The following is a 22,596-nucleotide window of genomic DNA, read 5'->3' on the forward strand; positions in this document are numbered from 1 at the left end:
TTTTCTTTTCGGTACTGCGGTGACGGTAGACTCAGCTGTGATCCAGCGCGAGATGTCGGCTCGGACGCAGAGAAGCACCGTCAAACCCCCGGGTGAGCCAGTGCGGACCTGCATCGGATGTCGACAACGAGAGCTGGCCGTCGAATTGCTTCGGGTTGTCGCTGTCGACGGCGGGAACGGCCAGAGTGCCGTGACCGTCGATGTAGCGAAAAAGCTCCCGGGGCGGGGTGCCTGGTTGCATCACGACCCCGAGTGTCTCCGGGCGGCGATTCGCCGGCGGGCCTTCGGCCGAGCGTTACGGATCACCGGTAACCCGGACATCACCGCGGTGGAAGAGCGTTTCCAGGTAGTGGACGCGTTCGACCCGCCCGGCAACAGGACAGGTAGCGAAGAACATGAGCACACCGTGAAGTCTCGATGACCATGCGTCATAGCTAAACCGAGGCGCGGCGCCCACCACCGCTGTCGCCTCCCAGACAGGAGATGTAGTGGCAGGTAAGGCCCGCGTGCACGAGTTGGCTAAAGAACTCGGTGTCACCAGCAAGGAAGTTCTCGCCCGACTGAATGATCAGGGCGAATTCGTCAAATCCGCGTCGTCAACGGTCGAGGCGCCCGTCGCCCGCCGTCTTCGTGAGTCGTTCGGGGGACCCAAGTCCACCGGCGAGAAGGTCCCCAGCAGCGGAAACGGCTCACCCGCCAAGCCCGCCGCCCCCAAGCCGGCAGCTCCCAAGCCGGCTGCGCCGCCGGCAGCGCAGGAGCCCGTTGCTCCGCCCGCACCTGCAGCTCCGCCCGCTCCCGCGGCGCCGCCTGCGGCGCCTGCCGCCGCTGCGTCGCCGGCCCCACCGGCCACCCCCGGCCCGGCGCCCACTCCGGGCCCCCGTCCCGGTCCGGTGCCAGGTGGCGCTCCCCGTCCGAGCGCGCGGACCCCGCGTGTCGGCAACAACCCGTTCTCTTCCCAACAGCCCGTCGAACGGCCTGCGCCACGGCCCCAGGCCCCGCGTCCCGGTGGCGGCCCCGGTAGCCCCGCGGGTCCCGGCGGTCCACGGCCCGGTGGCGGTCCCCGTCCCGGCGCCACACCCGGCAACATGCCGCCCCGTCCGCAGGGAGCTCGTCCCGGCGGCGGGCCGCGCCCCGGTGGCGGGCCGCGTCCCGGTCCCGGTGCCCGTCCCGGCGCAAGCACAGGTGGTCGTCCCGGTGGTCCCGGTGGCGGCGGCGGTGGCGGTAACTACCGCGGCGGTGGCGCCGGTGGTCCCGGCGGTGGCGGTGCGCCCGGAGGCGGCGGCGGTTTCCGCGGTCGTCCCGGTGGCGGCGGTGGCCGTCCCGGCCAGCGCGGCGGTGCTGCTGGTGCCTTCGGTCGTCCCGGCGGTGCAGTCCGTCGCGGTCGCAAGTCGAAGCGCGCCAAACGCGCCGAGTACGAGAACATGCAGGCGCCGGTCGTCGGTGGCGTGCGGCTGCCACACGGCAACGGTGAGACCATCCGGCTCGCCCGCGGCGCGTCGCTGGTCGACTTCGCCGAGAAGATCGACGCCAACCCGGCCGCACTGGTGCAGGCGTTGTTCAACCTCGGCGAGATGGTGACCGCGACGCAGTCGGTCGACGATTCGACGCTCGAACTGCTCGGCGGCGAGATGAACTACGTCGTGCAGGTCGTCTCGCCCGAAGACGAGGACCGCGAACTGCTGCAGTCCTTCGACCTCACCTACGGCGAGGACGAGGGTGGCGAGGACGATCTGGAGTTCCGTCCGCCGGTCGTCACGGTCATGGGTCACGTCGACCACGGCAAGACCCGACTGCTGGACTCGATTCGTCAGGCGAACGTCCGCGAGGGCGAGGCCGGTGGCATCACCCAGCACATCGGCGCCTACCAGGTTCTCACCGAGCTGGACGGCAACGAGCGGCTTGTCACCTTCATCGACACCCCGGGTCACGAGGCGTTCACCGCCATGCGTGCCCGTGGCGCGAAGGCCACCGACATCGCGATCCTCGTGGTCGCGGCCGACGACGGTGTCATGCCGCAGACGGTCGAGGCCATCAACCACGCGCAGGCCGCTGATGTGCCGATCGTGGTGGCGGTCAACAAGATCGACAAGGAAGGCGCTGATCCGTCCAAGATCCGCGCTCAGCTCACCGAGTACGGCCTCGTCGCCGAGGACTTCGGTGGCGACACCATGTTCGTCGACATCTCCGCCAAGCAGGGCACCAATATCGACGCCCTGCTCGAAGCGGTGATCCTGACCGCCGATGCCGCGTTGGACCTGCGTGCCAACCCGGACATGGAGGCCCAGGGTGTGGCCATCGAGGCACATCTGGACCGCGGTCGGGGCCCTGTGGCCACCGTGCTGATCCAGCGCGGAACGTTGCGCGTCGGCGACTCGATCGTGGCCGGCGACGCCTACGGCCGTGTCCGCCGCATGGTCGACGAGCACGGCGAGGACGTCACCGAGGCGCTGCCGTCGCGGCCGGTGCAGGTCATCGGCTTCACGTCGGTGCCAGGAGCAGGCGACAACCTGCTGGTCGTCGACGAGGACCGCATCGCCCGGCAGATCGCCGACCGGCGCAGCGCGCGCAAGCGCAACGCGCTGGCCGCCAAGACACGCAAGCGCATCAGCCTGGACGATCTGGACGCCGCGCTGAAGGAAACGTCGCAGCTGAACCTGATCCTCAAGGGCGACAACTCCGGCACCGTCGAGGCGCTGGAAGAGGCCCTGTACGGGATCGAGATCGACGACGAGGTGGAACTGCGCGTCATCGACCGCGGTGTCGGCGGTGTCACCGAGACCAACGTCAACCTGGCGTCGGCATCGGACGCGATCATCATCGGGTTCAACGTCCGTGCGGAAGGCAAGGCCACCGAGCTGGCCAACCGCGAGGGCGTCGACATCCGGTACTACTCGGTGATCTATCAGGCGATCGACGAGATCCAGAGTGCGCTCAAGGGCATGCTCAAGCCGGTCTACGAGGAGAAGGAACTCGGCCGCGCCGAGATCCGGGCGATCTTCCGGTCGTCGAAGGTCGGCAATATCGCCGGTTGCCTCGTCACCTCGGGCATCATGCGGCGAAACGCCAAGGCCCGCCTGTTGCGCGACAACGTGGTGGTGGCCGAGACGGTCACGATCTCGTCGCTCAAGCGGGAGAAGGACGATGCCACCGAGGTCCGCGAAGGGTATGAGTGCGGTCTGACTCTGACCTACAACGACATCAAGGAAGGCGACGTCATCGAGGCGTACGAGCTCGTCGAAAAAGCACGCACGTGATGACCAGCAGCCATGGTTGATGTCGGTCGGGCGCGCAGGCTGTCCAAACGCATCGGCACGGTGGTGGCGTCGGCGATCGAGTTCGAGATCAAGGATCCCCCGCTGGCCTTCGTGACCATCACGGACACGAAGGTCACGGGAGATCTGCACGACGCCACGGTGTACTACACGGTGCGCGGCGAGACGTTGCAGGAGGAACCCGACTACGCGGCGGCCGCGGCGGCGCTGGAGCGGGCCAAGGGCACGCTGCGGAGCAAGGTCGGTGCGGCCACCGGTGTGCGTTTCACCCCGACGCTGGCTTTTGTCCTCGACAAGGTGCCGGAGACCTCGGCCCACATGGAAGAACTGCTGGCCCGTGCGCGGGCGGCAGATGAGGATTTGGCTAGGGTTCGCCAAGGCGCCAAGCATGCCGGTGACGCCGACCCGTACCGTGTAACCGGGGCGGAGGACACAGCAGACGTGGGGCCGGACGCTGAGGACACTGGTGACCGCAACAGAGACGACGACTGACGCACTGGTGACCGGTGCGCGCGTCGATGCGCGTGCCGCTGCTGCACTCCTTTCGGACGCCGACTCCGTCAGCGTCGTCTGTCATGTCTTCCCCGATGCCGACACCATCGGTGCAGGGCTGGCGTTGGCGTTGGTTCTCGACCGCGCGGGCAAATCCGTCGAGGTCAGCTTCGCCGAGCCGGCGCAGCTACCGGAATCACTGCAGTCGCTGCCCGGCGGTCACCTGCTGGTGGCCTCGCAGGATCTTCGTCGTGACGCCGACCTGGTGGTCACAGTGGACATTCCGAGCATGAACCGGTTGGGCGCGTTGGGCGATTGCGCTGCGCCCGGCCGGCCGGTGTTGGTCATCGACCACCATGCCTCCAACAATCTGTTCGGCACCGCGAACTATGTTGACTCGTCCGCGGATTCGACGACGATGCTGGTCGCCGACCTCCTGGATGCCTGGGACAAGCCGATCGACGCGGACGTCGCGCACTGTCTGTACGCGGGTCTGACCACCGACACCGGTTCGTTCCGTTGGGCGAGTGCCCGCGCGCACCGACTTGCGGCGCGTCTGGTCGATCTCGGCGTCGACAACGCGGCGATCAGCCGCACCCTGCTGGACACCCACCCGTTCGCATGGCTTCCCATGCTGTCGCGGGTCCTGGGATCGGCTCGGCTGCTCGCCGACGTCGCCGCCGGCCGCGGCCTGGTGTACGCCGTGGTCAACCACGAGGAGTGGTCCGGCGCACGGCCGGAGGAGGTGGAGAGCATCGTCGATATCGTCCGCACCACGCAGCAGGCCGAGGTGGCAGCGGTGTTCAAGGAAATCGAGCCGCGGAAATGGTCGGTGTCGATGCGCTCGAAGTCGCTGGACATCGCGGCGGTCGCCAGTGAGTTCGGCGGCGGCGGCCACCGCCTCGCCGCCGGCTATTCGGCGGTCGGCAACGCAGACGACGTGGTGCAGGCGCTCGCCGATGCGCTGGGCTGACTCCGTCGACGAACGCCTTGGCTGACGGGACACTCCAGCCGGCGACCAGTCGCCGAATCGCCGCGCTGGCGTTCCCCGCGCTGGGAGTCTTGGCCGCCGAGCCTCTCTACCTGCTCTTCGACCTCGCCGTCATCGGCCGTCTCGGCGCTCTGAGCCTGGCCGGTCTGGCGATCGGCGCGTTGATCATGGGTGTGCTGAGCTCTCAGCTGACCTTCTTGTCCTACGGCACCACGGCCCGTGCCGCACGGTTCTACGGGGTCGGCCGCCGGGCTGCGGCGGTCGGGGAGGGGGTGCAAGCCACCTGGCTGGCGTTGGGCATCGGCGTCAGCATCGTGATCGCTGTGCAACTGACCGCGGACCCACTGGTGTCCGCCCTCGCCGCCGGCGGTGAGATCGCCGAGGCGGCACTGCCGTGGGTGCGCATCGCCAGCCTGGCGGTACCGGCGATCCTCGTCGCCGCGGCGGGCAACGGCTGGATGCGTGGCGTCCAGGACACCATGCGGCCGCTCCGTTATGTCATCGTCGGTTTCGCAGTGTCCGCGGTGCTGTGTCCAGTGCTGGTCTACGGCTGGTTGGGGGCCCCGCGGCTGGGCCTGCCCGGCTCGGCGGTCGCCAATATGATCGGTCAGTGGCTGGCCGCGGTGTTGTTCTTCCGCGCGCTGTTCGTCGAGAGGGTCCCGCTGGGGCTGCAGCCCTCGATCCTGCGCGCGCAGGTGGTGATGGGCCGCGACCTGGTGCTGCGGACCCTGGCGTTCCAGGCGTGCTTCGTCTCCGCGGGTGCGGTCGCGGCCCGGTTCGGGGCGGCCGCTGTCGCCGCACACCAAGTCGTGCTGCAGCTGTGGAGTTTCCTTGCGCTGGTGCTCGATTCACTGGCCATCGCGGCACAATCATTGGTCGGCGCCGCGCTCGGAGCGAGCCAGCTGGCGCACGCGAAATCGGTGGCGTGGCGGGTGACGATCTTCTCGACAGTGGCCGGCACCGTGCTGGCTGCGTTGTTCGCGTTGGGGGCCTCGGTGGTGCCCGGAATCTTCACCGATGACCGTTCGGTGCTCGACGAGATGAGTGTGCCCTGGTGGTTCCTGGTGGCCCAATTGCCGGTAGCCGGAATCGTCTTCGCCATCGACGGGGTGTTGCTCGGTGCCGGTGACGCCAAGTTCATGCGCAATGCGACGCTCGTCAGCGCCCTGGTCGGATTTCTGCCGATGATCTGGTTGTCGTTGGCGTTCGGATGGGGGCTGCTGGGGATCTGGATGGGCCTGAGCATGTTCATGGTGCTGCGGCTGGTGTTCGTCGGTTGGCGGGTGCTCTCAGGGCGCTGGCTGGTCCCGGGAACGGTGTAGCTCAGCTCCTCCGGGCGACCGCGGCCCAGCCGAACGGGTTGGTGCGCACCTCCACGTCGCTGATCTCCACCGACGTGAGCTGCGCGACGGTCCTGCTCAGAACGTCCGTGGTCGCCCCGTACCCGGGGCCCACCTCGAGGACGTCGTCGCCCAGTTGATGATCACCGATGGCCCACGGCAGGATGACGTCGCGGATCATCGCACGCCACTCGTCGCCGCCGCAGCACTGATGCGCCTCGTTCACGGTCGGAGCCTAGGGTCGGACGCCACTCACCGTCCATACCTCTGCGCGGCCGGCTCCGTGGCAGCGGACCCGTAGATCCACCAGCCCTGCCGTACGGCACAGCGCTGCAAAGGATTCCGCTTGCTGTGCGGTCCAGCCGTGACTGGCGAACCCTGTGGCGTCCGGCGGTGATCGACGCTCGACGGCAAGCAACCGGCCGCCGGGCGCCAGCACCCGGTGAACCTGTGCCAAACCCGTACCGACATCGCGCCAGTGGTGCACGGTCGACAGCGCCCAGATGACCGAGGCCGAACCGTCGGCAAGGGGAAGGTCCTCGGCACTGCCCTCGGCCCACGTGACGGCGGTACGTCGGCGCGTGACTGCCCGGGCCAGACGCAGCAGGGGAGCCGACGGGTCGATGCCGGTGACGTGCGCGCCGCGACGGGCGGCGACCCTGGCGGCAGTGCCGGGGCCGCAGCCGATGTCGACCACATGGTCGGCCGCCGAGACCTGCGCGAGGTCGGCTGCCAGTCGGGCATTTCGACGGCCCGTGAGCAGGAACACCAGCCCGAAGAGAGTGCCGGTGATCCCGGCGAAGCCGGGGTGGTCACCGTGGTGGTTCACCGGCATAGGGGACGATTCATCGCTCATGGAGTAGACCTTGCCCGTTCAAGCCGGGTTGAAGTCAAATGGCGGTATGGACGTGATACCGATCAGCGAAGCCGCATCGCGGCTGCAGATGACGCCGTCGGCGTTGCGGTACTACGACGAGCGTGGGTTGGTGCGCCCGCGGTCGAGGCGGTCAGGCCGCCGGATGTATGGCATCGAGGAGCTACGCCGCTTGGCATTTCTCAAGATCGTGCATCGGCTGGGGCTGCCACTGGACACCGCGGCTGCCGTGCTCGACGCCCCGAGTGAGCAATGGCGCGACACAGTCCGTCACCAGATCGACGAACTGGACCGGGTGATCGCGCAGGCGCGGGCAGCGCAGCAGTTCCTCACACACGCGTTGCACTGTCCGACTGAGCACCCCGCCCGCGAGTGCGCCACCATGAGAGGTGCCTTGGACGGACTGCTCAATGGGATGAGTGTGGAACAGCTTGCCGCCGAGCACCCTCCGGCCGAATGACGCGGGCTGGCGCGATCAGTCCGCGGCCGTCGTGCTGCCGAGCAGATCACGCACCCGGTTGGCGACCCGGATGAATTCCGGGCGCTCCATGCTCTCGGCGTAATCCCGCTCGGCAGGCAGGTCGACGTCGAGTGTCTCGACGACTCGACCCGGCCGCGGACTCATCACGACCACCCGGTTGGCGAGGTATACCGCCTCGGCGACCGAATGGGTCACCAGAACCACCGTCGTGCCGGTTTCGCGCCAGATACGGTGCAACTCGACGTTCATCTTTTCGCGGGTCAAGGCGTCGAGAGCCCCGAACGGCTCGTCCATCAGCAGCACGCTCGGTTCGTGCAGCAGCGCCCGGCACAACGAAACACGTTGCTGCATACCGCCGGAAAGCTCATAGGGCAGCGCGTTCTCGAACCCGGTGAGGCCGGTCATGTCGATCAGCTGGTCGCATCGGCGCTGGGCGACCTGACGCGGCATGCCGCGCATCTCCGCCTGCAGCAGGATGTTCTTGCGGACCGAGCGCCATTCCAGAAGCGCAGCGCGCTGGAACACGTAGCCGATTTCGCGCTGCGGACCGTCAACGCTGTTGCCGCGCAGCCGAACCGTGCCCGACGTGGACTCGGTCAGGCCGGCGACGACCTTGAGCAGCGTCGATTTACCGCAGCCCGAAGGGCCGGCGATCGACACGAACTCGCCGTCGGCGACCCGCAGATCGACATCCTCGATCGCGGTGACGGTGGCACGTTTCGACGAGAACGTCACGTTCAGGTTCTCGATGGTGATGGCGTCAGAGGTCATGGTGGTCCTCGGCGCGGTGATGGATGCGGTGGTCATATCGTGGCTCTCCCTACTGCCCGGCATTGGGGGCGAAGGACGACGCCCAGTACTCGCCAGGGTCTTTGGCGCTCTGCAGCAGTCCGGCGTCGCTGAGCGTGGCGATGGTGGAAGTCCAGTCCTCCTCGGCGTTCGTGCCGGGGGCCTGCCCGGTGGTGGCCGGAGTGCTCAGCAGCGGAATGGTCTCCTGCCACTGCTGGAGCAGCACATGCTCCGGGGGCGTCTGGGGGTCGACGCCGACCATGGCCGCGACCGCGGCTTCAGGATTCTCGATGGCCGCGGCGTAGGACTCACTGGTGGCATCCAGCATCGCCTGTGCCAGTTCCGGGTTGTCGGCGATCGTCGAGTTGTGCGCGATCAGTCCGTTGCTGAAGAAGTTCAAGCCGGCATCGGAGTAGCGGAAGTAGCGCATCTCGCGGCCACTCTTGTCGGCGAGGTTGGGTCCCTGATCGTGGGCGAACCCGATCAGCCCGTCCACCCGGCCGGCCAACAGGGCCGCCATCTTTCCGGCCGAGTCCAGGTTCTGTTGGCCGACCTCATCAGGGTTCAGGCCGACGTCGGCCAGGAACAGCGGGAACGTGGTGGTGGGTGCATCTCCGGCGGATACCGCGATGGTGCGGCCCGCCAGATCGGCCGGTTCCTCGATCCCGGAGTCGGCGAACACCTGAACCGCCGACGGAGTGGTCTGCAGGAAGACCCCGATGCTCTTGATGTCGACGCCCTGGTCGATGTTGCTCAACACCGCCGCGGTGTCGGACCAGCCGAAGTCGACCTGCTGACCGCCGACCGCCTGAGCGGTCCTCGTGGACCCCTGGCCGGGTTCGATGGTCAAGTCGATGCCGTGGTCGGCGAAGATGCCTTCCTGCACGCCGTAGTACAGCGGGGCGTGCTCACCGTAGGGATACCAGTTCAGCATCAGCGTCGCCGGTGTCGTCGAACCTTCGGCTCCGCCGTCTGCGGCGGGGGTGGTCTCCGATGGGGTGCTGGTGCCCCCGCAGGCGGTGATGGTCAGCATCGCGGCGGCTGCGGCGGCGATGGCCGCCATGGTACGTCCTCGAGTCAAAGTCATTGTTATTACTCCTGATTCGGTGTTGGCGTCGCGGTCAGGCGGCGGTGGAAGCGGAATTCACGGTGCGGCGCGAGGCGTGCCACGGGATCAGCAGCCTTTCGGCGATCTCGATGATCGCGAACAGCACGATGCCGAGGATCGACATGATGATCAGCGCGGAGAACAGCATCGCGGTGTCGAGGTTGCCGTTGGCCTGCAGGATGACGTATCCGAGACCTTCGTTGGCGCCGACGAATTCGCCGACCACGGCGCCGGTGACCGCCAGGGTGGCTGCCACCTTCAGCCCCGACATCAGCTGGGGCAGTGAAGCGGGAAAGCGGATCTTCATGAACGTCTTGAACCTGCTCGCGCCCATCGTCGAGGTGAGCTCGAGGATTTCGGGGTCAACCGAGCGCAACCCGGCAAGCCCCGAGATGACGATCGGGAAGAAGGCCATCAGGACAGCCACCAGGATCTTCGGGGACGGTCCGAACCCCAGCCACACGACGAACAGTGGCGCGATGGCGATCTTCGGGATCACCTGGGCGAACAGGATCAGTGGGTAGACGGTTTTCTCCAGACTCGCCGAGTAGACCATCACCACGGCGACGAGCACCCCGACGATGGCGGCGATGACGAACCCGATCACCGTCTCCCAGGCGGTCACCCAGGTGTTCTGCGCCAGGTAGGCGGCGTTCTCCTGGGTGACGCGCCAGGTGTCCGCGGGGGACGGCAGGATGTAGGGCGCCACCAGTTCGGCCTCGGTGACCGCCCACCATCCGGCGAGGAGCGCGAGTACCAACGCCAGCGGTCGCCACAGGTTGGCCGCGGTTCGGCGCACCGGGAAACTCGGCCGCCAGGAGCGTCGTCGGGTGGTGGTCGGCGGGGAGGCCGACCCGGAGGGGCGCAAGCCCGCCGATGCGGTTATCGCCATGTGGAATGTCCCTTGGTTGCAGTGCTCGAGTATGGGACCCGAGTGGGAATGCGCTTTCCGAAGCGGTTCCGACGATAACGTGACCCAGCGCACACTGTCAATCGATTCCCGGCCTGAGCCGCAAACCGGCTGGTCAGGGAAGTTTGGTGCTGTCGCGGAGCACAACCTGCCCCGCGACGCGCTCCCGCAGACCGTCGATGTCCGAGCACAGCGCCAGTTCGATCGCCCGGGCGCCGATCTGCTCCAAGGGTAGGGCCACCGTGGACAGGCTCGGGGTGTGGTCACGCAGCGTGGGGATGTCGTCGAAGCCCGCGATGCACACATCCCGGGGCACCTGGAGTCCCAGTCCACGCCAGGCCGCGATGGCGCCGATCGCCATCACGTCGGTGACGGCGAACACGCAGGTCGGCGGGCCGCCGGCGTCGGGATGGAGCTGCAGGGCGGCCGCGAGTCGTCGCGCGGCGGAGAACCCGCCGTCGCGGGTGAAGTCACCCGACACCTCGACCAGCGGGGTGAGTCCGCAGCGTCCCAGCGCCTCAACGAATCCGTTGCGCCGGTCCACTGCCGTCCGAATGCTGCCGGGGCCGCCGATGATCGCGAACTGGGTGTGTCCCGCAGCCACCAGGGCGTTCGCCAACTCACCTGAGGCCGAATGGTTTTCGGGCTCGACCGCACTGCCGAACGCCAGTGGCTGGCCGATGACCACGACCCGCCCGCCGTTGTCCTGGTAGCGGCCGAACTCGGCTTCCAGATCGCGGTCGAGGTGCCCACTCTGGCGGGATCCGGCAAGGACGATCGCATCGGCGCGGTGGGCGATGAAGGTGCTCACCGACTCCCGTTCGATGTCGTAGTCACGTTCGGTGCTGGCCAGGAGCACCTGCTTGCGGGCGGTCCTCGCGGCCGCCTGGACGCCTCGGGCGATCGACGAGAAGTACGGGTCGGCGATGTCGTGCACGATCAGGCCGAGGAGTCCGGTGGATGCTCGTGCCAGGGCCTGTGCCTGCGCGTTCGGCACGTAGCCGAGTTCCCTGGCGGCGGTGCGGACGCGGTCTGCCACCCCTTCTCCCGGAATCCTGCTGGATCCGTTGAGCACCCGCGACGCGGTGGCCTGCGAGACGCCGGCCCGCACCGCCACATCCTGGAGTGTCACCGCCGCCATGTTCGCTGCTCCCGCTCTCGAGCGCCGTGTTGTCGCCGCGGGCCGCACCGGTGGCCGACGCGGCCCGGGTTGACCGTGACGCCTGTACAGCTTACGCTGGAAAGCGCATTCCGAAGTGCTGACACCACGTTTCCTCTCCCCTGAGGTGCGACTGGTGCAGGTCAATCGACAGCACGCGCCGGTGGCGGCCGAGATCCGCCGAGGTGCACGGACAAGGAAGCTTCCTGATGACTTCACCGACATCATCGTCGACGCCCCCTGGAAACGGTCGGAGAACACTCCGCATCGCCATGAACGGCGTCACCGGGCGGATGGGCTACCGCCAGCACCTGGTGCGCTCGATCCTTCCTCTGCGCGACGACGGTCTGCTGCTCGAGGACGGCACCCGCATCGACGTCGAGCCGATCCTGATCGGCCGCAACGCCGACAAGATCGCCGCCCTGGCCGCGCAGCACGGCGTCACGGAGTGGACCACCGATGCCGCGTCGGTGATCGCCGACCCCACGATCGATGTGTACTTCGACGCCCAGGTGACGTCCCGGCGGGTCGAGGCCCTGACGTCGGCGATCAAGGCCGGAAAGCACGTGTACACCGAGAAGCCGACCGCAGAAACCCTCACGGAGGCAATAGAACTGGCCCGGATGGCGGAGAACGCCGGGGTGGTGGCCGGCGTGGTGCATGACAAGCTGTACCTGCCGGGCCTGGTCAAGCTTCGGCGGCTGGTCGACGAGGGATTCTTCGGACGCATCCTGTCGATGCGTGGCGAGTTCGGCTACTGGGTGTTCGAAGGCGACGGCCAACCCGCCCAGCGGCCGAGTTGGAACTACCGGTCCGAGGACGGCGGCGGCATCACCGTCGACATGTTCTGCCACTGGAACTACGTCATGGAGAGTCTCCTGGGGCCGGTGCAGGCGGTGACCGCGCGTGCTGTCACCCACATCCCGACGCGGTGGGACGAGGACCGCCGACCCTACAGTGCGACCGCCGACGACGCCGCGTACGGGATCTTCGAGATCGACGGCGGCATCGTCGCTCAGATCAACTCCTCCTGGGCGGTACGGGTATACCGGGACGAACTCGTGGAATTCCAGATCGACGGCACGCACGGGTCCGCGGTCGCCGGACTGAGGCGCTGTGTGGCCCAGCAACGGGCGCACACCCCCAAACCCGTCTGGAATCCCGACCTTCCGGTGACCGAGCCGTTCCGTGACCAATGGCTCGAGGTGCCGGCGAACGCGGACCTCGACAATGGCTTCAAGCTGCAGTGGGAGGAGTTCCTGCGCGACGCCGTCGCCGGGCGGCCCCACCGGTTCGGATTGCTGTCGGCTGCCCGCGGTGTGCAACTGGCCGAACTCGGCCTGCAGAGTTCGGCGCAGGGGCGTCGCCTCGAGGTCCCGGAGATCGTGCTGTGACGGCCACCACCGACCCCGCGACCACCGCGTCGGTGCTGTTGCCGTCGGGTGTCGGGCTGGATCGGTATCACCTGGGCGAGCCGGGGCAGTGGCGTCGGCCCGTCGCCCCGATCACCTCCCGGGTCGTCTACGCCGCGGCACACGTGGTGCCGAAGACCCTGGCGGACAACACTCCCGGTGCACCTGCCGACCTGGACTGGGACACGACGATGGCATACCGCCATGAGCTCTGGTCCTACGGGCTCGGAGTGGCCGACGCGATGGACACCGCCCAGCGCGGCATGGGCCTGGACTGGGCCGCCACGCGTGAGCTGATCGAACGCAGTGGGCGCGAGGCCGCTGCCGTGGGCGGTCTGCTGGCCTGCGGTGCAGGCACCGATCAGCTCGCAAGCGGCGACGTGCCCGGTGGGGCCCGCGGGCTGGCTGTCATCACCGACGCCTACCGCGAGCAGATCGACGTGGTGCGTGCAGCGGGTGCCCGGGTGATCCTGATGGCATCGAGAGCGCTCGCAGGCGCGGCGTCCTCACCCGCGGACTATCTGTCGGTCTACGGCAGCCTGCTCGCCGAGGCCGACGCTCCCGTGATACTGCACTGGCTCGGCGAGATGTTCGATCCTGCGTTGCGCGGCTATTGGGGGAGTACCGACATCAAGAGCGCCACAGGGGTATTGCTGAAACTCATCGAGCAGCACGCCGACAAGGTGGACGGTGTCAAGGTGTCGCTGCTCGATGCCCGGCACGAGGTCGAACTGAGACGGGCGCTGCCCGCCGGCGTCCGTATGTACACCGGTGACGACTTCAACTACCCCGAGCTGATCATCGGTGACGACCAGGGTCACTCCGATGCCCTGCTCGGAATCTTCGCCGCGATCTATCCTGCTGCGTCGACGGCGCTGCAGGAACTCGATGCCGGCAACCGGGACATCGCGCAGAACATTCTCGAGTCCACCCGGGCGCTGGGCCGTCACATCTTCGCCGCACCCACGTTCTACTACAAGACCGGCATCGCGTTCCTGGCGTGGCTCAACGACCACCAGCGTGGCTTCACGATGGTCAGCGGACTGGCCACGGGACGCTCCGTGAGCCACCTGTGCGAGGTCTTTGTGCTGGCCGACCGTGCCGGACTGCTCGCCGATCCGGATCTGGCGGCGCATCGGATGCGAGAGTTCCTGTCGGTCAACGGAGTCGGCTGATGTCGAATCCGTTCGCCAGGTTGTCGCTCAACACGATGACCACGAAGAACTGGACCCTGCGTCAGGCCGCGGAGGCCACCGCGGCGGCCGGCCTGCCCGCGATCGGTGTGTGGCGTGACCGCGTCGCCGAATCCGGAGTCGAGCTGTCGGCAAAGATTCTGCGCGACAACGGATTGCGGGTGTCGTCGTTGTGTCGGGGCGGATTCCTCACCGGGGTCGACGATGGTCCGGCTGCCGTCGATGACAACCGACGGGCCATCGACGAGGCCGCCACCCTCGGCGCCCCCGAGCTGGTCATGGTGATGGGCGGCATCCCCGATCGCGACCTCGTGGGCGCGCGTGCCCGGATGGCGCAGCGGCTGGCCGACCTCGTGCCCTACGCCGCCGAACGTGACGTGCGGTTGGCTTTGGAGCCGCTGCACCCGGTGTTCTGCGCCGATCGGGCGGTGATCTGCACGCTCACACAAGCTCTCGAGCTGGCGGCGCCGCATCCGGCGCGGTCCGTCGGCGTCGTCGTCGACACCTTTCACGTGTGGTGGGATCCCGCGCTGGCCGGCGCGATCGCCGCTGCAGGCGCTCAGGGCCGGATCAGCAGTTTCCAGATCTGCGACTGGCTCGTGCCGATGGCCGCAGACCCTCTGGTGTCACGCGGCATGATGGGCGACGGCGTCATCGACTTCGCCGCGATCGGCGCGCTGGTCCGCGATGCCGGCTACGTCGGCGATGTCGAGGTGGAGATCTTCAACGAGGCCGTGTGGGCCACCGACGGCAGCACCGTGCTGGAGACGATGAAGCAGCGGTACCACGATCTGGTGTGGCCGACGCTGGCGGGCTGAGGAGCCGCACTGCGGTCATGGCCGGACAGCGGACCGCAGTACCCCCGACGGAGTCGGACCGAGCGCATCGGAGATCGCGTCCAAGCCGACCGGTTCAGAAACGATCGAGGCCCACGGGTAGACGTCGCGGGTCCGTGCCAGGAACCGAACCGCGGCGAAGAGGTGGTGTGGTTCGTAGTTGTGCACGCCGGTGATGGTCAGCCAACCGCGGACCACCGCCTCGGGGTCTACTGCCAGTGAGGGGCCCGGCAAGACGGATCCGGCCAGGATCAGCACGCCGCCGACGTCGAGTCGGGCCAGGGCGTTGCCGACCGCCGACGTGGCGCCGGTGTAGTCGATGGCAACGTCGACCGGACCACCGTCGTCGGGGACGCCGCCGAATCGACGTGCCAACTCGAGTCGGTGCGGATCGATGTCGGTGATCGACACCTCGGCGCCGGCATCGGCACAGGCTGCCGCAGCCGTGACGCCGAGTAGACCCGCGCCGCAGATCAGCACGCGGCGACCTACCAGGGTTCCCGCCGGGTCGAGCGTGGCCATCACCGTGGCCGTCGCGCACGCCGCCTGTGCGGCAACGGCATCGGTCAACTCATGGGGCACCTCGGCCACCGCGATGCCCTTCGGCAGCACGATGTGCTCGGCGTATCCCCCCGAGAGGGGCCAGTCACCGTCGAACCCCTCGTGGCCGGTCTTGCGCACGAACAGGCATTTGGCGGTGCGACCGGAACGGCAGCGCGCGCACTGTCCGCATCCGACGGTGACTGACCAGACGATGCGCTGACCCACCCGCGCCGCGGCGCCGGCCCCGACCGCGACGACGTCGCCGACCGCCTCGTGGCCGAGCACCGAGGGACACGGTGCTTTTCGTCGGCCGCTCACGGTGTGCAGATCGCTGCCGCAGACGGTGGCCAGTCGTATCCGGACCAGCAGTTCTCCGTCGAGCAGCTCCGGGATGTCGACCTCCCGGACGTCGATGCCGGCACCGGTCCACACCGCTGCCCGGGTCACACGAGGCGCGACCGAATCCACCCTGACAACCTCTCGATGGCGTAGACCACGACGAAGATCACGAGCACGATCGCTCCGGCGACGTCGAAGTTCAAGGTCCTGATGGACTCGAACAGCAGGTAGCCGATGCCTCCTGCGCCGACGATGCCCAGAATCGTCGAGGTGCGGATGTTGACGTCGAACATGTACAGGCTCGAGCCGACCATGGCGGGCATGGCCTGCGGTATGACCGCGGAGAACAACGTCTTCCACCATCCACCGCCCACCGAGCGCACCGCCTCCATGGGTCCGGAATCGATCTCCTCGACGGAGTCGGCGACCAGTTTGGCGAGGAATCCCACCGAGCCGATCGCGAGCGCACACGTGCCGGCGACCGGCCCGAGTCCGAGCGCGGCTACGAAGATCACGGCCAGGATCAATTCAGGTACCGCGCGTACCGCCAGGATCCATCCGCGCGCCAGCCAGTACAGCGTGCCGTTGGGGGTGACGTTGCGCGCAGCCAGGATGCCGACCGGGATCGACAGCACGATGCCGATCGCGGTGGACACCACGCCGATCGCGACGGTTTGGGCTGCCGCGCTCCACAGCGCAGTGCCCACCGCGTCGAAGTTCGGCGGGACCATCCGGGTGAACACCTCGACCGACGGCCCGACCCACGTCAGCAACGACAGCGGGTTCAGCTGCAACACGATGAACGCGGCCACGGTGAGACCGGCGAGCACGCCGGAGGATATGAAGCGGACCGCACGGTCACGGCGCGGGTTGGACTGCGCGGGAACGAGCAGCGTTCTCCTGACGCCGATGGCGACCAGCTCCATCGCCACGATGAGTGCGAGGATGACGAGGACGATGCCGAGCGCGCGTGGATATATCAGCCCGCGAAGCGCATCCTGCAGCGCGAATCCGATACCGCCGGCGCCGACGAACCCGAGTACGACCGACATTCGGAGATTGATGTCGATGCGGTAGATGAATGTGCCGATCCATGACGGAATGACCTGCGGGATGACCGCATTGATCATCTCGCGGAAGTACCCCACCCCGGTACTGCGCACCGCTTCGCGCGGACCCGCGTCGGTCTGCTCGATGGCGTCGGCGAACAACTTGCCGAGCATTCCGATCGAGTGCAGCGCGAGCGCGAGAATGCCTGGGAGCACGCCGATACCGAGCGCGCGGACGAAGAGCACCGCGAACAACAGATCGGGCATTGCGCGACAGAATGTGATGAACGCCCGCGCGACCGCATACACGGCAGGATGCGGGGTGGTGTTGCGGGCAGCCATGAAAGCCAGTGGCACCGAGGCCACTGCGGCCAGCACCGTGCCCAGTAGCGCCATCAGCAGGGTCTCGACCGCCAGTCCTCCGATCCGGCCGGGGTCGTCCAGGCGCGGCGGGAACATGCGGTCGAGCAGCCGCCCGACCTCGTCGAGACCGTCGATCAGCGTGGTGGGCGCGAAGTCGATGTACCACGCCGACACCAGTGTGGCGATCAAGGCAGCCAGGGTCAGGGCGGGCAGCATGCCCTTGCTGGGGAGCCTGACGCGGCGCCGCCGTTCCTCCGGCTCGACCGGGCGGTCGGCAATCGTGGTGCTCACAACTTGCGGGCAGTCGACGACGACTCCGAGAGTGCTGGATCGACGCGCTGGTAGATCTCCATGACGTCGTCGCGCGTCATTCCCACCGCCGGCCGGTCGAGCACCTTCTGGCCGCCGCGGAGGCCGACCAGGCGGTGCGCCCACCCCAGTGCGAGGTCGACCTGGTGCAGCGTGCACACCACCGTGAGTTTCTCCTCGATGCAGACCCGGAACAGCAGATCCATGACGACACCGGCATTCTCGGGATCGAGGGACGCCACCGGCTCGTCGGCGAGCAGCAGGCCGGGCTTCTGCATCAAGGTTCGGGCGATCGCGATCCGCTGCTGTTGTCCGCCGGAGAGCGTGTCCGCGCGGCGCTCGGCGAAGTCGGCCAGCCCGACGCGATCGAGATGACCCAAGGCCTGGGCTCGCATGCTCTTCGGGTATGTCAGCGCGCCGTAGCGGGGCACCCGCAACTTGCCGAGACCCCCGATCAGGACGTTCTCCAGGCAGCTGAGTCGACCGACGAGGTTGAAGTGCTGGAACACGAATCCGACGTTGCGGCGCAACGCCCTCAGTTGCGCTTGCGAGGCGTTGTGCACATGCGTCCCACCGACCTCGACGGTGCCGGACGTCACCGGGTGCAGGCCGTTGAGGCACCTCAGCAAAGTGGACTTGCCGGACCCCGAAAGGCCGAGCAGCACGACCATTTCGCTGCGGTGGACGTCCAAAGACACATCGTCGAGCGCGGTGGCGTCGCCGAATTTCTTGGTGACGTTTCTCGCGGAGATGACGACGTCATCCCCGGCCACCTCGGGATGCAGCAGATTGCTCATCAGCCCTTGCACTTTTCCGAGCCGGTGACCTCACACACCTTGCGGACGCCGTCGTAGTCGCCGTCTGCTGCGGGGACCACGCCCCAGGCCCGCTCGTCGGTGATCAGGCAGCCGTCTTTCTCGCAGAACCCCTCGGCCTCCAGGGCCTCGGCATTGACCTTGGTGGTGAACAGCGTGGTCAGCTTCTCGACGGCCTCGGGTCCGAGAGAGTCGTTGGCCGCGAACACCGAACCGGCGATCATCTCCGACTTCCACACCGTCTTGAGCTGACCGGGCTGAAGGTCGCCCTTCTCGATCATCGTGCTGTCCACCATGCTGTCGAACGCGAAGCCCGCGTCGCAGTCTCCGGAGGCGATGGACAACGCGGAGGCATCGTGGCCGCCGGCGTAGATCGGCGTCATGGCTGCAGAGATGTCGGCTTCCGAACCTGACTCGACCACGCCGGCCTCGATCAGTCCGGCGGTCGGGTAGAGGAAGCCAGATGTCGAGCTGGGGTCGACGAAACACACCTTCTTGCCCGCGAAGTCGGCCAGGCCGTTGATATTGCTTTCCTCCGAGCGGGCCAGGCCGTAGGACTGATAGCCGGGCTCCGCGCCCTTCTCGCCGATGACCGCGCCCAGCGGGGTGAGCTTGGCGCCGTTGAGGCCGGCGACGACGTAGGCGAATGGACCGAAGAACGCGAGATCGACGTTATCGGCGATCATGCCTTCGACCACACCGGCGTAGTCGGAGGCCTGCACGAACTCGATGGTGGACCCGGTTTCCTTCTCCAACAGCTTGATGAGCGGCTCGTAGCTGGCCTGGAGGTCGGCAGAATTTTCTGCGGGTACGGCGGCCAACGTCATGGTCGCCGGGAAACCCTGCTCGTTGACGGAGTCTCCGCCGGAGTCGGATCCGGAACATCCGGACAGCGCGAGTGCCAGGCCGGCAACTGCAGCAGCTGCGGTGCGGCCGTGTCGATGGAGGCGAGTGGTCATGTGTCAGGTCCTTTTCGGTTGGCTCGGCGGCTTTTTCGGGTCAGGCGGACAGGATGAGTTGGGGGAAGTCGGCGACGGAGTCGAGCACGTGGGTGGCACCTGCGGCGCGCAGGGTCGGCTCGTCGTGTGCCCCGGTCAGGCAGCCCACGACCAGCGAAGCGCCGGCCCGCCGGCCCGACAGGATGTCGCTCCCGGTGTCGCCGAGAACGGCCACAGTCGCGACGTCGTCGACCTCGAGTCGCATCAACGCGTTGAGAACCAGGTCCGGATAGGGTCGACCGCGGCCGCCGTCTCCTGGTGCCAGCGTCAGATCGGCCAGGGTTTCCCAGCCGAGCGCGGCGAGGATTCGCTGTTGGGTGGCGGGGCTGAAACCGGTCGTCAGCGCAACCTTGACGCCGGCCGACTGGAGCTGCGAAATTGCCTCTGCCGCACCGGGGATCGGTTTCACACCGCCGTCGATGTACTGGTCGTAGGCCTTCTCGAACGTGGTGTTGGCCTGCTGGGCGCGATTCTCGTCGGAGAACAGTGCGCGGAACACCTCGATCTTCGATTGCCCCATGGTGTCGAGCACGTACTGACGGGCCGTCTCGCGTTCGGTGCCTTCGGCGGGCACGCCGACCGCAGTCGCCGCCTCGTCGAACGCTCGGATGACCAGGCCGCCGTCGGCGACTGTGGTGCCGGCCATATCCATGACGGCCAACGAGATCGCGGTCATCACGCCCCGGTCCTGAGAACGTCGGCGAGGCTTCGGGTTCTTGGCATGTGAATACCCTGAGCCTTGGTATAGACCAATGCGTGCACCCGACGGTAACGGCGAGTGAACAAGTGATGGCGCTTTTGGTCTATACCAAATTTATGAGTGCACCCGAACGTCGGCCTTGAGGGGCCGAAGGTTGTGTGGGGGCTACAGTCCGACGAGGTCGGCGGTCTGCTCTCCGAGGGCCGGACCCAGCGTCATTCCGCGGCCGCCGGGACCGGTGATCACCCATACGCCGTCGTCCGCCGCCGTCCGGCAGACCAGTTGGTTCGGGGCGGTGCACTGGCTGTAGACCCCGGCCCAGCGCTGCACGACCGGCGGGAGCGGCCGGCCGAGGAATTCTTCGACGACCTCGGTGAGGTAGGCGTACGGCGCCTCGTGGACGTCGAAATCGAACGGTTCTTCGTACGCGTGGGTGTCGCCGATGGTGAGTCCGCCGTGCAACCGCTGCATGCACAACAGCTGCATATGGTTCTCACCGGCAACGAGGTGCTGAGGCTCGTTGTGCCGCAGTTCATCCAACGCCGATCCCTGGAACGCGGGGTAGTAGCGGAAGCTGTCACCGTCGGCGATCGCGGTGGTCAGCTGTTCGTCGAGCGGTGCTGTCTGCATCATCTGCAGCCGCACCCTGCGCACTGGCAGGTCGCCGGCGATCTCGCGGGTCAGCCCGCCGTGTGCCGCGCCGGGGCACACCAGAATCGCATCTCCCTCGTGGCGATTGCCGCGGTCGTCGCGAACGGTGCGATCGGTGATCGACGTGGCTTCGGTGGAGGGGAGGAACCGGTAACGGCCGGTCGCCTCGAGGTAGGTGCGTATCGCGGGCAGCGCCTGCCGGGACTCGACGGCGGCGTCACGCGAACAGTGAAGCCCCCCGAGGAATTTGCCACGCAGAGCCGGATTCAGCGCCTGCACCCGATCGGGTTCCAGTAGTTCGAAACCCCGGGCCCCGGCATCCGGTCGCGCAGCGACGTCCTCGGCGACCGCGACCTCGCGGGGTGTGCGCAGCAACGTCAGCGATCCTGCCGGCCGGAAGCCGATGCCGGGAATCCTCCGGCCGAGATCTTCCCAGAGTTCACGCGAGCGCAGACTCGTTTCCAGTTCGTGCTCGGCGCGCCCCGAGACCCAGACCAATCCGAAGTTTCGCACCGTTGCGCCGCGTGCCTCGACCTCGCGTTCGAGGTGGGTGACCTGATGTCCACGCTTGACTGCTTCGAAAGCGTGTGCAGTGCCGAGGATTCCGCCTCCGATGACGATGACCCGCATCGAGCCCACCCTTCCTCGTCGATTGCGACGACACGGTGCCGCCCGGTGTCGTCGACACGAACGGCAGATGAACAAATGGTATAGACCAATTGGGATATACTGTATCGCATGTCTGTGATCGAGGAAACCGCGGCGTTACTGGGATCGCTTCGCGGGCAATGGGATGAAGAGGCCGTCGACGAACTGGACCATGCACTGCAGTCCGCCGCCCACGCGCTCGACGACCATGCCGACGACGAGTTGGTGCTTGCCGCTGCCTTGCACGACCTCGCGCGCAGTCCCCTGGTCGATGGATCTGCGGTCGTGGGTCACGACCACATCGCGCGCGAATGGCTGACACCCCGGTTCGGGATTCGGGTGGGGTGGTTGGCGGGCGCGCACGTGGCGGCAAAGCGCTATCTGGTCGCTACGGAACCGGGCTACGGCGACGGCTTGTCGCAGACGTCGGTGCTGTCGTTGGTGCGGCAGGGCGGCGCCGGGGTCGATGACGAGTTCGTCCGGCATCCGTGGTGGCCGGACGCACTTCGGTTGCGACGCTACGATGACGCCGCGAAGGATCCCTCGGCGACGGGTGCCACAATCGGGGACGTGCTCACCATCGCCGAACGCGTGCTCGCGAGGGATGTTCGGCAGCCACGATGACAGCCCGGTTACCGAAGCCGTACGTGGTGCGGACGGCCCTCGACGAAATTCTCTCCAGCCTCGTCGAGGGCGACTCCGTGCCCCCTGAACGGGAGCTTGCACTGCGATTCGGGGTGGCCCGCGAGACCGTGCGCCAGGCGCTGCACGAACTCCTGGTCGAAGGCCGTATCGAACGGCGTGGCCGGGGCACCGTCGTGTCGCGGCCCAAACTCACGCAACCACTGTCGCTGAAGTCCTACACCGAGGGTGCGATTGTGATGGGGCGGAAGCCCGGGCGATTCCTGGTCACGTGGGAGAACATTGCGGCTACCCCGGAAATGGCTGCCGCACTGGCCATTTCGCCCAAGCGTTCGGTCATGCATCTGGAGCGCGTGTTGCTCGCCGACGGCGAGCGCATCGGCCTGGAGAGCACCTATCTGCCCTTGCACCGCTTCGGTGACTTCAGGAAGACCTTCGACCCGGAGACGTCGCTGTACGCCGCCATCCGCGCTGCCGGTGTCCAGTTCGGCTCGGCCACCGAGCGGATCGAAACCGTGTTGCCGTCGCCGCGTGAAGCCGATCTGCTCGAGTCGACCACCGCGATGCCGATGCTGCTGCTGAACCGACGATCCGTGGATACCGACGACGAACCCATTGAACTGGTCCGCGCGCTGTATCGCGGTGACCGCGTCGCGTTCGAAGCCAAGCTGACGGACTGAGG

The 22,596-nt window shown here is 67.5% G+C and carries 23 protein-coding genes; 11 read left to right on the top strand and 12 right to left on the bottom strand.

Going from position 1 to position 22,596, the window contains the following annotated elements; translation table 11 throughout:
- The first annotated feature begins 37 nt into the window (after nt 1-37).
- The 5 genes from ABDC78_RS11300 to ABDC78_RS11320 all read left to right on the top strand — a co-directional run bounded on the left by ABDC78_RS11300 (nt 38) and on the right by ABDC78_RS11320 (nt 6,077).
- A complete protein-coding gene (locus ABDC78_RS11300; RefSeq protein WP_178362399.1) occupies nt 38-421 on the top strand; it encodes a YlxR family protein in 384 nt (127 codons plus the stop codon).
- A 67-nt stretch (nt 422-488) separates the two neighbouring features.
- Nucleotides 489-3,254, top strand: a complete 2,766-nt coding sequence (infB, locus tag ABDC78_RS11305) for a translation initiation factor IF-2 (RefSeq protein WP_178362303.1) — start codon at nt 489-491, stop codon at nt 3,252-3,254.
- A gap of 12 nt (nt 3,255-3,266) precedes the next feature.
- On the top strand, nt 3,267-3,764 hold the full coding sequence (gene rbfA, locus ABDC78_RS11310; protein WP_178362304.1) for a 30S ribosome-binding factor RbfA: 498 nt from the start codon (nt 3,267-3,269) through the stop codon (nt 3,762-3,764).
- Entirely contained in the window at nt 3,739-4,737 is a 999-nt protein-coding gene (locus ABDC78_RS11315) for a bifunctional oligoribonuclease/PAP phosphatase NrnA (RefSeq protein WP_178362305.1), read from the top strand. Before rbfA ends, ABDC78_RS11315 begins: the two co-directional genes overlap by 26 nt.
- A 17-nt stretch (nt 4,738-4,754) precedes the next feature.
- Entirely contained in the window at nt 4,755-6,077 is a 1,323-nt protein-coding gene (locus ABDC78_RS11320) for an MATE family efflux transporter (protein ID WP_178362306.1), read from the top strand.
- Between the two features lies 1 nt (nt 6,078).
- On the opposite strand, the gene ABDC78_RS11325 is transcribed toward ABDC78_RS11320, so the two are convergent.
- Together ABDC78_RS11325 and ABDC78_RS11330 are read right to left on the bottom strand one after the other, a co-directional pair.
- Nucleotides 6,079-6,321 (bottom strand): hypothetical protein, encoded by a 243-nt coding sequence (locus ABDC78_RS11325; RefSeq protein ID WP_256736488.1) that lies wholly within the window; start codon nt 6,319-6,321, stop codon nt 6,079-6,081.
- Nucleotides 6,322-6,330: 9 nt separating this feature from the next.
- Nucleotides 6,331-6,951 (bottom strand): class I SAM-dependent methyltransferase, encoded by a 621-nt coding sequence (locus ABDC78_RS11330; protein ID WP_178362307.1) that lies wholly within the window; start codon nt 6,949-6,951, stop codon nt 6,331-6,333.
- A gap of 46 nt (nt 6,952-6,997) precedes the next feature.
- Between ABDC78_RS11330 and ABDC78_RS11335 the strand changes: the two genes are divergently transcribed.
- On the top strand, nt 6,998-7,429 hold the full coding sequence (locus ABDC78_RS11335; RefSeq protein WP_178362308.1) for a MerR family transcriptional regulator: 432 nt from the start codon (nt 6,998-7,000) through the stop codon (nt 7,427-7,429).
- A gap of 15 nt (nt 7,430-7,444) precedes the next feature.
- Here the strand turns inward: ABDC78_RS11335 and ABDC78_RS11340 are convergent, their stop codons facing one another.
- From ABDC78_RS11340 to ABDC78_RS11355, 4 genes are all read right to left on the bottom strand, one after another.
- Entirely contained in the window at nt 7,445-8,257 is an 813-nt protein-coding gene (locus ABDC78_RS11340) for an ABC transporter ATP-binding protein (RefSeq protein ID WP_178362309.1), read from the bottom strand.
- A gap of 13 nt (nt 8,258-8,270) precedes the next feature.
- Nucleotides 8,271-9,302: an ABC transporter substrate-binding protein gene (locus tag ABDC78_RS11345; RefSeq protein ID WP_256736489.1), complete on the bottom strand. Its 1,032-nt coding sequence runs from the start codon at nt 9,300-9,302 to the stop codon at nt 8,271-8,273.
- Nucleotides 9,303-9,360: 58 nt separating this feature from the next.
- Nucleotides 9,361-10,239 (bottom strand): ABC transporter permease, encoded by an 879-nt coding sequence (locus ABDC78_RS11350; RefSeq protein WP_178362311.1) that lies wholly within the window; start codon nt 10,237-10,239, stop codon nt 9,361-9,363.
- Nucleotides 10,240-10,372: 133 nt separating this feature from the next.
- Entirely contained in the window at nt 10,373-11,398 is a 1,026-nt protein-coding gene (locus tag ABDC78_RS11355; protein WP_178362312.1) for a LacI family DNA-binding transcriptional regulator, read from the bottom strand.
- A gap of 290 nt (nt 11,399-11,688) precedes the next feature.
- Here ABDC78_RS11355 and ABDC78_RS11360 point away from each other — a divergent pair, with 290 nt between their 5' ends.
- The 3 genes from ABDC78_RS11360 to ABDC78_RS11370 are packed head-to-tail and all read left to right on the top strand — an operon-like array spanning nt 11,689 to nt 14,839.
- Complete coding sequence (locus ABDC78_RS11360) at nt 11,689-12,810, top strand: Gfo/Idh/MocA family oxidoreductase (protein ID WP_256736490.1); 1,122 nt, start codon at nt 11,689-11,691, stop codon at nt 12,808-12,810.
- Between the two features lie 32 nt (nt 12,811-12,842).
- Nucleotides 12,843-14,003, top strand: coding sequence for a dihydrodipicolinate synthase family protein (locus tag ABDC78_RS11365; protein WP_347133496.1), 1,161 nt, complete (start codon nt 12,843-12,845; stop codon nt 14,001-14,003).
- On the top strand, nt 14,003-14,839 hold the full coding sequence (locus tag ABDC78_RS11370; RefSeq protein ID WP_178362315.1) for a sugar phosphate isomerase/epimerase family protein: 837 nt from the start codon (nt 14,003-14,005) through the stop codon (nt 14,837-14,839). Before ABDC78_RS11365 ends, ABDC78_RS11370 begins: the two co-directional genes overlap by 1 nt.
- 15 nt (nt 14,840-14,854) lie before the next feature.
- On the opposite strand, the gene ABDC78_RS11375 is transcribed toward ABDC78_RS11370, so the two are convergent.
- From ABDC78_RS11375 to ABDC78_RS11400, 6 genes are all read right to left on the bottom strand, one after another.
- Nucleotides 14,855-15,868 carry an alcohol dehydrogenase catalytic domain-containing protein gene (locus ABDC78_RS11375; RefSeq protein WP_178362316.1) on the bottom strand — a complete coding sequence of 338 codons (1,014 nt, stop codon included), beginning with the start codon at nt 15,866-15,868 and terminating at the stop codon, nt 14,855-14,857.
- Nucleotides 15,844-17,367 carry a phosphonate ABC transporter, permease protein PhnE gene (phnE, locus tag ABDC78_RS11380; RefSeq protein WP_178362400.1) on the bottom strand — a complete coding sequence of 508 codons (1,524 nt, stop codon included), beginning with the start codon at nt 17,365-17,367 and terminating at the stop codon, nt 15,844-15,846. The genes ABDC78_RS11375 and phnE overlap by 25 nt, the downstream gene beginning before the upstream one ends.
- A gap of 71 nt (nt 17,368-17,438) precedes the next feature.
- Nucleotides 17,439-18,257, bottom strand: a complete 819-nt coding sequence (gene phnC / locus ABDC78_RS11385; protein WP_178362317.1) for a phosphonate ABC transporter ATP-binding protein — start codon at nt 18,255-18,257, stop codon at nt 17,439-17,441.
- A complete protein-coding gene (locus ABDC78_RS11390) occupies nt 18,257-19,234 on the bottom strand; it encodes a phosphate/phosphite/phosphonate ABC transporter substrate-binding protein (protein ID WP_178362318.1) in 978 nt (325 codons plus the stop codon). The genes phnC and ABDC78_RS11390 overlap by 1 nt, the downstream gene beginning before the upstream one ends.
- Before the next feature lie 40 nt (nt 19,235-19,274).
- On the bottom strand, nt 19,275-19,949 hold the full coding sequence (locus tag ABDC78_RS11395) for a phosphonatase-like hydrolase (RefSeq protein WP_178362401.1): 675 nt from the start codon (nt 19,947-19,949) through the stop codon (nt 19,275-19,277).
- Between the two features lie 189 nt (nt 19,950-20,138).
- Entirely contained in the window at nt 20,139-21,254 is a 1,116-nt protein-coding gene (locus ABDC78_RS11400; protein WP_178362319.1) for a TIGR03364 family FAD-dependent oxidoreductase, read from the bottom strand.
- Nucleotides 21,255-21,362: 108 nt separating this feature from the next.
- Between ABDC78_RS11400 and ABDC78_RS11405 the strand changes: the two genes are divergently transcribed.
- Both ABDC78_RS11405 and ABDC78_RS11410 read left to right on the top strand, forming a co-directional pair.
- Nucleotides 21,363-21,896, top strand: coding sequence for an HD family phosphohydrolase (locus ABDC78_RS11405; protein WP_178362320.1), 534 nt, complete (start codon nt 21,363-21,365; stop codon nt 21,894-21,896).
- Nucleotides 21,893-22,594 (top strand): GntR family transcriptional regulator, encoded by a 702-nt coding sequence (locus ABDC78_RS11410; RefSeq protein WP_178362321.1) that lies wholly within the window; start codon nt 21,893-21,895, stop codon nt 22,592-22,594. Before ABDC78_RS11405 ends, ABDC78_RS11410 begins: the two co-directional genes overlap by 4 nt.
- The last annotated feature ends 2 nt before the right edge of the window (nt 22,595-22,596 follow it).

Source organism: Mycobacterium sp. DL (assembly GCF_039729195.1).
GTDB classification, from domain to species: domain Bacteria; phylum Actinomycetota; class Actinomycetes; order Mycobacteriales; family Mycobacteriaceae; genus Mycobacterium; species Mycobacterium hippocampi_A.